The sequence below is a fragment of the Streptomyces sp. NPDC045701 genome (assembly GCF_056432045.1).
Genome location: NZ_JBWKJV010000077.1, coordinates 1 through 12,673 on the forward strand (window position 1 = coordinate 1; position 12,673 = coordinate 12,673).

General features: G+C 68.9%; 10 protein-coding genes and 1 pseudogene. 2 read left to right on the forward strand and 9 right to left on the reverse strand.

Going from position 1 to position 12,673, the window contains the following annotated elements; translation table 11 throughout:
* From AC07DW_RS31325 to AC07DW_RS31360, 8 genes and pseudogenes are all read right to left on the reverse strand, one after another.
* Positions 1-289, reverse strand: a pseudogene (locus tag AC07DW_RS31325) (IS3 family transposase); the annotation flags it as partial.
* The gene (locus AC07DW_RS31330) at positions 286-582 is read right to left on the reverse strand and encodes a transposase (RefSeq protein WP_478861043.1); all 297 of its coding nucleotides are present in this window, start codon (positions 580-582) and stop codon (positions 286-288) included. The pseudogene AC07DW_RS31325 and the gene AC07DW_RS31330, both read right to left, overlap by 4 nt.
* A gap of 37 nt (positions 583-619) precedes the next feature.
* Positions 620-1,687 carry a hypothetical protein gene (locus tag AC07DW_RS31335; protein ID WP_478861044.1) on the reverse strand — a complete coding sequence of 356 codons (1,068 nt, stop codon included), beginning with the start codon at positions 1,685-1,687 and terminating at the stop codon, positions 620-622.
* Positions 1,688-1,775: 88 nt separating this feature from the next.
* Positions 1,776-2,018 carry a hypothetical protein gene (locus AC07DW_RS31340; protein WP_478861045.1) on the reverse strand — a complete coding sequence of 81 codons (243 nt, stop codon included), beginning with the start codon at positions 2,016-2,018 and terminating at the stop codon, positions 1,776-1,778.
* Positions 2,015-2,374: an RRQRL motif-containing zinc-binding protein gene (locus tag AC07DW_RS31345; protein WP_478861046.1), complete on the reverse strand. Its 360-nt coding sequence runs from the start codon at positions 2,372-2,374 to the stop codon at positions 2,015-2,017. The genes AC07DW_RS31340 and AC07DW_RS31345 overlap by 4 nt, the downstream gene beginning before the upstream one ends.
* A complete protein-coding gene (locus AC07DW_RS31350) occupies positions 2,374-3,351 on the reverse strand; it encodes a DUF2637 domain-containing protein (protein WP_478861047.1) in 978 nt (325 codons plus the stop codon). The genes AC07DW_RS31345 and AC07DW_RS31350 overlap by 1 nt, the downstream gene beginning before the upstream one ends.
* On the reverse strand, positions 3,348-3,635 hold the full coding sequence (locus tag AC07DW_RS31355; protein ID WP_478861048.1) for a DUF6303 family protein: 288 nt from the start codon (positions 3,633-3,635) through the stop codon (positions 3,348-3,350). The genes AC07DW_RS31350 and AC07DW_RS31355 overlap by 4 nt, the downstream gene beginning before the upstream one ends.
* On the reverse strand, positions 3,635-3,898 hold the full coding sequence (locus AC07DW_RS31360; RefSeq protein WP_478861049.1) for a DUF6284 family protein: 264 nt from the start codon (positions 3,896-3,898) through the stop codon (positions 3,635-3,637). The genes AC07DW_RS31355 and AC07DW_RS31360 overlap by 1 nt, the downstream gene beginning before the upstream one ends.
* 708 nt (positions 3,899-4,606) lie before the next feature.
* Between AC07DW_RS31360 and AC07DW_RS31365 the strand changes: the two genes are divergently transcribed.
* Positions 4,607-5,740: a helix-turn-helix domain-containing protein gene (locus AC07DW_RS31365; protein WP_478861051.1), complete on the forward strand. Its 1,134-nt coding sequence runs from the start codon at positions 4,607-4,609 to the stop codon at positions 5,738-5,740.
* On the opposite strand, the gene AC07DW_RS31370 is transcribed toward AC07DW_RS31365, so the two are convergent.
* On the reverse strand, positions 5,724-6,500 hold the full coding sequence (locus AC07DW_RS31370; protein ID WP_478861052.1) for an NUDIX domain-containing protein: 777 nt from the start codon (positions 6,498-6,500) through the stop codon (positions 5,724-5,726). The two genes, AC07DW_RS31365 and AC07DW_RS31370, sit on opposite strands and share 17 nt — an antisense overlap.
* 794 nt (positions 6,501-7,294) lie before the next feature.
* On the opposite strand from AC07DW_RS31370, the gene AC07DW_RS31375 reads away from it, so the two are divergent.
* Positions 7,295-12,457, forward strand: a complete 5,163-nt coding sequence (locus AC07DW_RS31375) for an RHS repeat domain-containing protein (protein WP_478861050.1) — start codon at positions 7,295-7,297, stop codon at positions 12,455-12,457.
* The last annotated feature ends 216 nt before the right edge of the window (positions 12,458-12,673 follow it).

Below are 12,673 nucleotides of genomic sequence, written 5' to 3' on the forward strand. Positions count from 1 at the left end.
ACCAGCGGTTGTCGCGGCAGATTCTCCATCCGGTCCGCTCGGCCATCACCTGGCCAGCGGCCCGGGCCTCGTCGACGAGGAAGCGGTGGCCGAACTCGGGATCGTCGCGGTGGGCGTCGAACAGGGCGTTGGCCCGGTGGGCCTCGGTCAGTTCCGCGTCGGTGACCGGTGAGACCAGCCACCGGTAGTACGGCTGGCGGGCCAGCCCGAGCACCCGGCACGTCACCGCCGCCGGCACCCTTGCAGGGGCATCGGCGGCGGCCAGCTCGCGGACGAGCGGGTACATCATTTTGCCGGCAGGTTCGCCTGTGACAGATAGGCCGCGGCCTTCCTGAGGACCTCGTTCTCCTGCTCGAGCATCCGGATCCGCTTGCGGGCCTCGCGCAGTTCGGCCGACTCGGCCGGCGCCGTCGCGGGCCTGGTGGTGGTGTTCCCGGTCTCCGCGTGGCGCAGCCACTTCGTCAGCGAGGCCGGGTGGACTCCGAAGTCGGCGGCCACCTGTTCCAGCGGGACGCCGGGCTCGCGGTTGCGCGCGACCCGCACGACGTCCTCGCGGAACTCCTTGGGATAGGGCTTGGGCACTGCAACATCCTTCCAGGCCGCTTCTCAGCAAGCCAGGTCAGGTGTCACTCAACCCTGCAGCAGTCCCGAGCTTGCGGCCCAGCGGAGTCGTGACCATGCCGACCAGCCCGAGCGCGCCACCCAGCAGCGCTGCCAGCAGACGACGGCCCTGAAACCGGGCGGCGGACCGCCGCAGCGCCTTACGGGCCCGCTTGCGGGCCGGGGCCTTACGGACCGCCGCACGCTGCCGGTCGACCGTGCCGCCGTTCTGCCGGTCCCGCGCCGCACGGACACGTTCCACAGCCGCCCGCCGCATCGCCCCGGCCTTGTTCAGCCCACCGGCGACCGCCCGGCCGATGGGCCTCTTCTTCGCGGCCCTGGTGCTGCGGGCCTGCTGCTTCGCATCCCGCCGTGCGTCGGCGACCTGGCGGCGGGCGGCGATCGTCTGGGCTCGCTGCGCGGCCCGCGACGGGACCGGTGAGCGGGCCGCATCCCGCAGGGCCTTGATTTGCCCGACCCGGCCCCCATGAGCCTTGCCCGGCGTGGCAGTGGACAGGTCGGCCGCGCGAGCAGCTCCCCGCTTTCCACCCTGGGAAGACAGGGGCCTCCGAAGGGGAGAAGGTACGGCTGCGCGGTGCCCGGCCATGCCCCGGCCACCCTGGCCGCCTTGGTTCGCCTTGTTGCCGCGACCCGCGGCCTCAGTGGTGCCGGCGTTCCCGGTACGGGGCCGGGGCACCAGCCGCCCGGCCGACCCCAGGCGCGCCCCGGACCCCGTGGGTGCCCCTCGGGGCGCGGGGGCCCGGGTGCTGCGGCGCGTGCTGCGGGCGGGCTTGCGCTGCTGGCGGGCATTACGGCTCGCGGCAGCGGTGCCGAGGACGACCGCGCCGGTCGCGGCCAGGGCCAGGGCGACCGGGCCGCCGACCAGAGATGCGGTGGCCAGCAGGGAGGCGGTGGTGTTCGTGCCGGTCACCGCCAGGGGAACGACCGGCCACCCGCCGGGCGTGTGCTCCACACCTTCGGCGGGCGCCGAGGCGGCGGCCGCGGGCTCGGGCTCCACGGGAGGCTGTGCGGTGACGTCCGGTGGGGCTTCGGGGCCCGCTTCCGTAGTGAGGGTGGTGTCGGTCATGCTGTGTGCACTCCCTTCGGGAGGTCAAAGGCCCGGACGCTGCCGGTCAAAGCAGTGCGTCCGGGCCTTCCTTGTGGGGTGGTGCAGGTCAGAGCCGGTTCGGCTCCAGGGAGAAGAAGACGACGTTGCCCGTGGACAGCTCCGGGTGCTGGTCGCCGATCTGGTTGCGCAGCGCCATGAAGACGTCGTGCCGACTCGCGGCGGCGGCCGGGGTGATGGTGCCGTACCAGGTGCTCGACATCCGGCCGGGCAGGTCGAGGGTGAGCACGTAGTGGTGGCTGCCCTGGCCGGTGGCGGCCGGGGCGGTGCTCTGCTGGGTCTGGCTGCTCATGCGGTGCTCTCCTGTCGAGTCGAGCGGGCGGAAGCGGGCGAGTCGTGGCAGGGGGTGCACATGCCGAGCGAGCGCGGGATGCGATACCCCGCGTCGCGGTGGCAGTTCGGGCAGATCCGCTGGGCGGTGTTCGCCCTGGCCAGTGCCGCCCGGCGAGCGGGGGTCATCGGCCGGACGGGCTTGGCGGCGTCGATCCGGTAGAGGTAGGCGACCAGCGGGCCCCGGCGGCGGCGCGGGCGTTCGAGCTGGGCGGCGACGTCCTGGCCGCCGGGCCGCAGCCCCATGGCGCGGAGCTGGCGGTAGGTGGCGTAGCCGTCCGGGGCCAGGCGCCACCGGTAGACGGGAAGCGCGGCCATCAGTGCGTCGCGCCTTCCAGCTCACGCGGCGCGCTCTGGGAGGCGTCGCGGAGTTCCTGGTAGCGGGAGGACACCCAGCCGATCGACCAGCCGCACAGGTCGGCCGCCGCCCGCACGGGCAGGCCCTCGGCGAACGCCGCGCGGATGATCCGGCGGGCCTGCTCCTCCGGGGCCTTCTCGTCCACCGGGCCGCCCGCGAGGAGCGCGGCGCGTTCACGGGCCTCTCGTTCCTCGCGCTGCCGGCGCTCGGTCTCGCGGCGGGCGGCGGCTTCGCGTTCAAGGCGTTCACGCTCGCGCTGCTGCTGTTCACGCTCGCGTTCACGGCGTTCACGAGCCTCCCGCTCCGCCTGCTCCCGCGCCTCGATGCGGTCGGCTTCCTCCCGCCGGGCGGCGGCCTCCCGTTCGGCTTGCTCCCGGGCCAAGCGGGCTTCGTGTTCACGTTGTTCACGCGCCAGCATGGCTGTGTGCTCGCGCTCCTCGCGGGCCCGCCGCTCGGCCGCCTCCCGCTCGGCGGCCGCCGCCTGCTGGCGCTCGATCTGCTCGGCGCGCTGCCGGGCGTCCAGAGCGGTCAGGGCCGCGGTGATGGCGCGGCGGTAGGCCAGGCTCGTCTCGGCGGTGACGATCAGCAGCAGCGGCGCGACCGTGTGCACGGCCACGCCGACCAGGTCCCTTTTCAGGGCCGAGTCGGCGATGTTCAGGGCCAGAGTCATGCCGCCGGTCATCCACCGCAGCGCCACCGGCCACCGCCCGCCATGCCCGCCCAGGCGGGCCAGGACGGCGTCGAGACGGACGACGATGACCACGGCGGCGTCCACCACCAGGGGCAGGAGCGGCGCCGTCCAGTCCCACGCATCGGGCGTGTGCTTCGCCATCAGCGGGGTCACGGTGAGGATCGAGTAGAGCACCGCTCCGCAGACGATCAGCCACGTCCCGGCCGCCAGAGCGCGCTCGGCTGAACGGATCTGAACAGCGTTCACGGCCCCGCCTCCCGAACCGTCGCGGAGGCGATCAGCAGGACCGGTGAGGCGGCGTCGTCAGCCACGACGCTGTCCTCCACCCACGTCCAAGCGGCGCCGTCCGTGAACGCGTAGCCGAGCTTGTTCAGCGCCCGTGAACGCTCCGCCACCGTCGGCACCACGGTGCCGTCGAACTCGTACTCCGGCCACTGCGACGACCGCTCGCCGAGCAGCGCCACGTACAGGCGCCACCGGCCCGTCCACCGGCTCACGGCCATCTGCGCCGTGTAGGTGGCGGCCGCCATCAGGCCACCTCCGGCGAACCCGCAACCGCCCGGTTCGTCAGCTCCCGCCGCGCGGCCAGCACCCGCCGGCGGGCCCGCCGGCGGCGGCGCGCGTCCAGCTGCGACGGCGTGCGGTCCAGGGTGGTGATCTGCGCGTCCAGCAGCTCGACCTCCGCCCGGATCAGCGGCATCTCACGGTCGATCGCGTCCAGCTCCGCGGGCGACGGCTCCCCGTCGAACGCCAGTGCCTCAGACGTGGCCGGGAGTGTGATGATGGACTTCATGGGTCAGCTCCTTCCAGACAGGAACGGCCCGAACGAGGTCCCGGAGTAGCCGCTCCGGGACCTCTCGCCGTTTGGAACCATCCGGCTCCCCTCAGCCCCGCCCGTACGAGCCCCGCGGAGGGACCGGACGGGCGGAGGAGGCAACCGGCCGCGGCCGAGTCGGCCGCGGAAGGGTTGGGGTGCGCAGACCTCCCATTCGCGTGGCGCCCCTCGCCCCGAGGAGGTCTGGTTCTCGGGGGTGATCAGGGCCTCTCGGCCACGCGGTTCTTTAGAGCCGACTGCGTGTCCCCCATGTGGGGTGTAGGGCCCGGCTGTGACACCGGGCCCGGTCTCGATCGGCTGGTCTCCACTCGCATAGCCGGCGTCGTCACGGCGTCGTGCTGCGGTGGATCACGCTGTTCAGTTCTCAAGTAGCCGGCGCTTCCATCGAGCCGACCCGCTTATGCGGAGCCCTCCGGGCGCATCAAGCAGACCGGTTAGCAACCCCGGAGTAATTGGTGCGCACCAGAAGGATGGCACCTGGTGCGCACCAGCGGCAACCCCATCGGGTCGGGTGTTCGCTGCGGTGCTGCCTGGCGTGACTTCAGGAAACGGCTGAAGCGGGGGTGCGCGGTAGCCAACAGGGGTTAACCTCAGGAGGGTTAACCCGCTTCCACCTGCGGTGATTTGAGCAACCGCCGGTAGACGCACTCACCGGAGGCGATGCACATGGGCCAGGGGTTACGTGCCGCTCGAACGGCGCGCGGATGGTCTCAGGACCGATTGATCTACGAGATCGAGCGGTACGCACAGAGGCACCTGACGGACATCGCTTCCGCAGCCAGCCTCAAGACCTACGTGTCGGAATGGGAGAACGGGAAGCGCTCCATCGGGGAGCGGTATGCCGCCATCCTGCGCCCTCTCCTAGGCGTCACGGACGAGGAGCTGCGCGGCGGAGCCGAGAAGGTGCAGACGCAACAGACCGATGGATACGACGATCTGCTCAGTCGGATCGACTCCGCGCAGTCCATCAGCAACTCGATGGTGCAGACGTTCCTAGACCAGACGGAGCTACTGCGCACGATGGACAGGCAGATGGGTGCCGCTGGGCTTGTCGACCAGATGGCGGGCCATCTTGCCTCTATGGAGGACGCCCTGACCTTCGCCGTTCTCCCCAGCGCGCGGCGCCCGATCGCGACCGCACTCGCGGGGGCGTCGACCCTCGCGGCGTGGCAGGCGCTCGATGCTGGATCAGTGGAACGGGCATGGCGGCACTACGAGCTTGCCAAGAGGGCCGCCCAAGAGGCCGATTCGCCGCTCTACCTAGCGCACGCGATGGGCGAGCAGGCGTACGTCCTGCGCGACGCCGGGCGTCCCGAGACGGCGGTGGAGTTGATCCGGAACGCGCAGCGCACCCAGCCTGAGCGGCACTCGCCACGGTTGAAGGCGTGGCTCAGCGCCGCTGAGGCCGAGCTGTGTGCCGCGATCCCGCATATGGGCGACGATGCGCGGCGCGCCCTCGAACGCGCGGCAGAGAGTCTCCCGAATGGTGACGAGACACGCGACGCTGACATGCTTAGCATCTTCCTCAACGAGGGTCACCTGACTCGCTGGCGCGGCAACGTGCTCGCAATGCTCGGGGACGGCGACGCGATGGACGAGCTGTACGCCGCCCTGCGAGCAGCGGACAGCTCGTTCGTACGGGCAAGGTCTGGCCTTCACAGCGATCTCGCCGAAGCCCACCTTGCTCGCGGCGAACTGGAGGATGCCCGGAACCACCTCCAGCAGGCCAGGCTGCTGGCGAACCGCACCGGTTCCGTGCGGTACCGCCGGCGGGTGGAGCTGCTTACCGGGCGGCTGTAGGGCCGGACGAGAGGATGTGGAGGAGAGCGACCAGCGTCCCCGACCCCATCAGCTGTCCTTCGCTCATCAGGCGGGGGATCTCGTCCAGAGGGATCCAGGCGACGTGACCGGCTTCCTCGGCGTCCGTCGGCTCGCCGACCTTGGTCGCACCGTGCGCCACGAAGATCTCGTGAGGTGAGTCGACCATGCCGATCATCGGTTGGTACGTGACCACGTGCTCAACCTTCGTCGGCCGCCACCCGGTCTCTTCCTCCGTCTCGCGTGCAGCCGTGACCGCCGCGTCCTCGCCGGCGTCCACGATCCCGCCGGGCAGCTCCCATCCCCACTGGTCGGGTACAAAGCGGTATCGCCACAGCATGAGCACTCGGTCCTGATCATCCACTACAGCGGTGATGGCTACGTGATGCAGCCGGACCACGTGGTGCTCGAAGCGCTCGACGCCCGGCGGCTCCACCTCGACCAGATCGAGGTTCACCCAGCGGTTCTCGTAGATGCGGCGGCTTCCGTGGATCTGCCACGGCTCCAGGTCGGCCGGAGTGGGAACGCCCCCGCTCCCCGAAACTCGGTAAGCGCTGCGACCGTACGCCTTGATGAACCGCTCGCTCGCCAGACGGGCGAGCACCTGCCGGAGGGCGGTGCGGCCGATCTCAAGCTCAGCGCTCAGCGTCCGCTCGGACGGCAACTTGTCGCCGGGGCCGTATCGGCCTGACTCGATCCAGGATCGGATCGTGTCGTAGACCCTCTGCGTCTTGGGTCCCATCCTCGGCGCACACTCCCGGATCGTCGGCTGGTGCTCGCCAGCGTAACGGGGGAGGAGCGCGGATGACTCAGCCATGTGAATCTCTCGCTTCCGTGAGTGTTCCCGCCCTGGCTGCTCCGCGAGGGCGAGCGTGGCGGCCCACATAAGGCCGGTTTCGGGGGCTTACACGCCACGTGCGGACCAGCGCTCGCCGACAGGGCTCCGAGCGCTGGAACGGGCAGGTCACGGAGGATCGTCTTGCGTGCCGACCGGTCGTGGGGACCGCCCCGCCCCAGTCTGATCGCGGTACGACTCTCCGTACCTCATCAAGCACCCTGCTGCGCTCCGCTCCGCCGGGCGGGCTTCCCGGCTCCGCTCCGCGCGACGCTCCTGCCGGCAAGGCCGTCCCGCTGCATCCGGGGGCGGTCGTGTTCGCCGGCTCCTACGGCTTCGACATCGACGTCTGGGCCGCCTACCGACCGCAGGGGAAGGGCCGAGTCGAGCGGTAGGTCGACATCGTGCGCGACCATGTTCTGTGGCCGAGTACGGCTCGAGTGGTACCTACCAGCGGGTAAGTCTTTGGGGGGGATGAGGTGGGGTGGTCTGGTGGGGTGTCTGGTTGGGGGAGTGTGGTGTGGGTGGGGCGGGGGTTTTGTGGAGAGAGCGTTTGGGGTTCCGGTTCTGTTTTTGGAGTTCGTGTGTCTGCTGCTGGTCGTGAGTCGGTTACCGGTGCCGGTTTTGCTGCCGGTGGTGTGGGTGTGTGGTCGTCTGCCAGGGTGGGGTCGGTTCTGGTGGGGCGTGGTCGTCTTCGGCGTGTGGCGTTGGCGACGGCTGTGGTGATGGCGGCGACAGTGGTGCCGGTGGTGTCGGCGGTGGCGGCAGAGATCGGGGGTGGGGTGTCTGCGCCGGTGTCGGGTTCGGTGCCGGTGGGGGATGCGGCGGCGGGGGCGGTGGATGAGCGGACGGGCATGTGGCGGATGGGTCTGCCGCTGGTGACGTTGCCGGGCCGGGGGGGTTTGGATGTGTCGGTGTCGTTGTCGTATGACCAGCAGCTGGCGGCGGGGGGTGTGGACCGGCATGGTTTGGGTGCGGGGGTGACGCTGGGGACGTCGTTTGTGGAGACCGAGGGTGGGGTGCGGGTGTACCCGGCGTCGGGGGGCATGTTCGAGGCCGATGAGGCTTCCCCGAGTGGTTTGAAGCGTTACACGCTGAAGAACCTCGTCTTTGAGCGGAAGGCGGGGGTGCTGCCTGTGCGGGAGGGTGTGGGGCAGGAGCGGCCGTACTCCTTCACGCTGAGGTATGACGATGGGCGGGTGGATTACTTCTCCGCGGCGGGTGATCTGATCGCGCAGGGGGACCGGTCGGGGAAGAACCGGGTGGACTGGTTGTGGGGTTCGGGTCACCGGCTGGCGGCTGTGGTGGACACCTACGGGCAGAGGGCGGTGCTGGCCCCGTCGGCGACGGGTGTGGCGGTGACCTCGCCGGTGCGTTCGGACGGGCAGCAGCCGGTCATGCAGCTGACGATCGAGGGCGGCCGGCTGGTGAAGGTCACCGACCCGGTGGGGCAGGTCACCACGTTTGGCTACCGCTCGTCGGCGGAGACCGGGAACAAGCCGCTGCTGAGTGAGATTGTGACCCCGTCGGGGGCGAAGACGCTGGTGGAGTACCAGATGGCGGCGGGGGTGAGTGTGGTGAAGACCGTCCGGGTCACTGACCGGGGCGGGAAGGATTTGGTGGCGCCGAAGTCGTTCTCGCTGGTGGCGGTGGACGGGGAGGTGCACAACCACCTGGGCTATCCGCGCTATCACCACACCACCTTCGGCCTGTTCGACGCCCCCGACACCGTGGCACAGGGCTATGAGTACGTCACCGAGCTGTCTGATGGGGTGTCGGTGGTGCGCTCCACCTACAGCAAGCTGCATCTGCTGCAGAAGCGGGAGACGTTCCTCATCGCGGGGGACAAGCGGGTGAGCCTGCAGCGGCAGGAGCTGGATTATGCGGGGGAGAAGGACGAGGTGCCGCCGGCGCCGTCGGCTTTGCCGGCGAACTACGCCAAACCCACCGAAGCCTCCGTCACGTATACCGGCCGGGACGGCAAAATCCGCACCACGACCGAGACCGCGGTGTTTGATGAGTATGGTCGGCAGACCGAGCGCAGGGATGTCACCGGAGCGGTCACCAGGGTGGAGTACGGGCCGTACGGCAACGTGGTGAAGTCCACCACGGCGGGTGGCGACGGCACGGTGGCGGTTACCGAGAACACCCTCACGCCCGATGGCAAATACATCGCTGCCACGAAGGAAGCGGTTGCCAATAAGGAAGGTGAAGCGCCGAAGGCCCGCACGACGACCAGTTTCACCGTCGACGGGCACGGCGAGCTGTCCTCGAAGACCGTCAGGTGGGCGGAGGGTGCGCGGCCGCAGGGCGACAGCGGGCCGGAGAAGCTGGCCGAGACCTACACCACCAGCGTCGATACGGCCGCGCACACGCGTACCGATGCGGTGACCAGCCCGGCCGGGACGGTGAAGCAGGTATCGGACCTGGTCACCGGCGAAGTCGTCGAAATGGTGGATGCGGCGGGTCGGGTGTCGAAGACCGCATACGACAGAGCCGGCCGGGTGATCAAGGAGACCGGTCCGGACGGACTCACCGCGACCGCCGTGCACACTCCTGCCGCCACGACGGTGACGGGCCCGGACGGGCATGTCACGGTGGAGTCCCGAGACCTGCTGGGTCGGGTGGTGGCGAAGAAGGACAACATCACCGGCGGCGAGATCACCTCTGATCCGCAGGCACGCACGCTGCAGCGGGTGGAGTACAGCCCGGACGGGCTGACCGCCACCACCACCGACGGCGCCGGGCGCAAAACGGTCACCACCAATGATCTGCGGGGCCGGCCGGTCAAGGCGGTTGCCCCGAACGGGATGACGCAGCTGATGTCGTATGACGACGTCGCCAACACCAAGACCACCGCCGCCCTGTCCGCCGGGGAAACCGACCCGGCGAAGGCGGTGACCACCACCACCGAGAAACTCGACGACGCCGACCGGCAGGTCGCCTCGGCGACCCGGCACGCGGACGGAACCCCCGTGCCCGCGGCTTCTGCGTCCTTTGACGGGCTGGGCCGTCAGCAGCAAGCAACTGCCGGGGATGTCACCACCCGGATGTCTTACGCCACCGGCGGCACCGCCGACACCGCCACCCTCAGCCCCGCAGCCCCGGACACCTTCCCGGGGGCGGAGGTGAAGGCCCAGCCACGCCAGGACCTCACAGGAGGACCGGTGGTGAAGACCCTGGCCACGGGTGAGGAAAAGCGGTCGGGGACCACGGTGAAGCGGGATGATGCCGGGCGGGTGACCGAGGAGAGGGACCCCGCCGGCGGCATCACCACGTATGCCTACAACGACCGGGGTGAGGCGGAGAAGGTAACCCGCCCTGACGGGTCGGTCACCACCACCGCCTACGACCCGGCCACCGGACGGGTCACCGAAACCACCACTACGTCGGGGGACGGTAAGAGCAGCGAGAAGACCGCCTACACCTACGACAAGACCACCGGCCGGGTGCTGGAGGTGTTCGACCCCTCGGACAAGGCGAGCACGGTCATCTCCTACACCTACAACGCCGACGGCCAGGTCACGAAGGTGACCTACCCCGACGGCAAGACCCTCACCCAGGAATACGACGACCACGGACAGCTGCTGGCTTCCGTGGACACTGCCGGTGCACGCACCCTCTACACCCACAACGACGACGGCACCCTGCGCTCGGCGAAGCAGACCGGTGCCGGCGGCAAGGTGCTGGCCGAGGTCACCTACACCTACGACGGTATGGGCCGGATCGAGAAGGTGGAACGCGGCAACGGCGTCACCACCGCCTACACCTACACCGACGCCAGCCACGTCAAGACCGAGAAAACCACCCGGGCGGACGGGTCACTGGTCAGTGAGGCCGACTACACCTACGACTCGCACGGCAACCTCAGCGAGCGGACCGACACCCGCCCCGCCGTGGACGACACCGGCACCGTGGTCAAGGACGGCCAGGGCACGGTGAGCAACGCGACCACCACCACCGGCTACCGCTACGACGCCTACGACCGGCTCATTCATTCAGTGGTGAAGAACGACCAGGGCGAGGCGGTCACCGAGACCGCCTACACCCTCAACGTCTCCGGCGACATCACCCGCGAGGAGACCACCCGCCACGACCAGCAGGGCAAGAAGACGGTCACCGACTACGAGATCGATCCCGCCGGACGCCTGACCGCCCTCACCGTCGACGGGACCAGGAAGACCCAGGAATTCGACCAGGCCGGCAACCTCCTCACAGACCACCGGGGCAACACCTGGACCTACAACACCCACAACCAGCCCGTCACCGTCACCACCCCCGACGGACACAAGACCGCCTACAGCTACTGGGCCGACGGCAGCCGCAAAACCGCCACCACCAGCAACGGCGAGCATGCGACCGTGACCGGGTTCTACTACGACCCCACCACCGGCACCATCACCAACGACACCTACACCGGCGCGGACGGCGACAGCGCGGTCACGGCCTCCTACCTCCAAGCCGCCACCCGCGAAGCCCGCACCCTCACCACCACCGACGACACAGCCCAGACGGCCAACGCCACCGGCGGCGGATACCTCCACCACGACCGCCACGGCAACACCACCAACCTCACCACAGCTGACGGACAGGTCAACGCCGCCTGGCACTACACCGACTACGGCCAGCACACCACCCTCGTGCCCCCCGCAGACACGGCGACCACCAGCACCACTCCCAGCAACGCCGGTACCGGCCCCACCACCGCCGCCGCGCCCGGTGCCGGTAGCCCAGGCGCAGCCGCGGGCATCAACCCCTTCACCTACGCCGGTGAGTACACCAACACCACCACCGGCACCCAATACCTGAAAAGCCGCCTCTACGACCCCACCCAGAAACGGTTCATCAGCCGCGACAACGCCCCCCTCCACAACCGGTACATGGCCTTCGACGCCAACCCCGTCATGAAAACCGACCCCACCGGCAACACCGCCGAACTCGACTGGGGACTCTTCGCGCTGTCCGCCGCCTTCTTCCTCGGCACCGTCCTCTCGATCGCCGCAACCGCCGCAACCGGCGGCCTCGCCGCCGTCGGCGCCAGCGCCCTGTTCGGACTCGCCATCGAAACCGCCGGCCTCGCCCTCGAAACCGTCGCCCTCGCCGACGACACCGAACACTTCCTCACCCCCGACGCACGCACCGGCCTCCTCTACGGCGGCTTCGCCCTCACCGCCGTCGGCGGCCTCACACCCATCGGAACACGAGCCAAAGCCGCCAGAGTGGCAGCCGGGCAGAGTCCTCCTGAACCGTCAGCCAAAGGGGCAGTTGAACAGGCCATGGAGCAGCGTGTAGCTGCTGCACACAGCGTGTTCGGCGATCTCATCACCGTGGAACCAGGAGCGGAAATAGTCGCAAATCGCCATCTCGCCGCACTTGGGGCACTTCCGCCAAAGCACCTGAAAGCATTGGCCAGAGAAATGAGAAGCACCAACACTCACTACGATTTTCAAGGGGAAGCCAGAGCGGGCATTTACATCAGCGGCGAAAAGCTGGAATCGAACTGGAACCCCTATGGCCGCCGCATGGATCTGCGCGATGACCCGCCCACGGACTCCTCGTTCCATGGAACCCCCAGCGACGAAATCTCCCTTTATTTCATGGGTGAATTCTTGCACGATCGGAACAAATTCCACTTTGAGCGTGACCAGGCATTCTTTAACTTCTATAAAACAGTAGGGAAAGATATTGCAACACGCTTCAATAAAGTCCAGCGAGTGGTGAAGCGAGCCCTTAATTCTACATCCGACTTTTTCCCAGAACTCTACTCGTTCGCCTATAGCCCGTCACAACGGGCGGAATTCCTGGGGTCTCGCACCGTCGGGAAGCGCGTTCGCGATATGATGATGAAGGGTGATCTGGGCTGACGCTGTCCCGGCCCGGCGTCTGCAGCATGCCGCCCCGTCAGGCATCGGCCTTGCGTTCGGGGTCTTAGGGGTGCCCTAGCTAGGGCCTGTAACGAGTCGTGATCAATGAGTGGTCCTTGTGAGTGTCCTGCGCCGGGAATTCGATTAAGATATGAGGCCAGGCGTTCGAGGATCTCGTCGGCGCTCTTCGTCCATGTGAAGGGGCGGGGGTTCTCA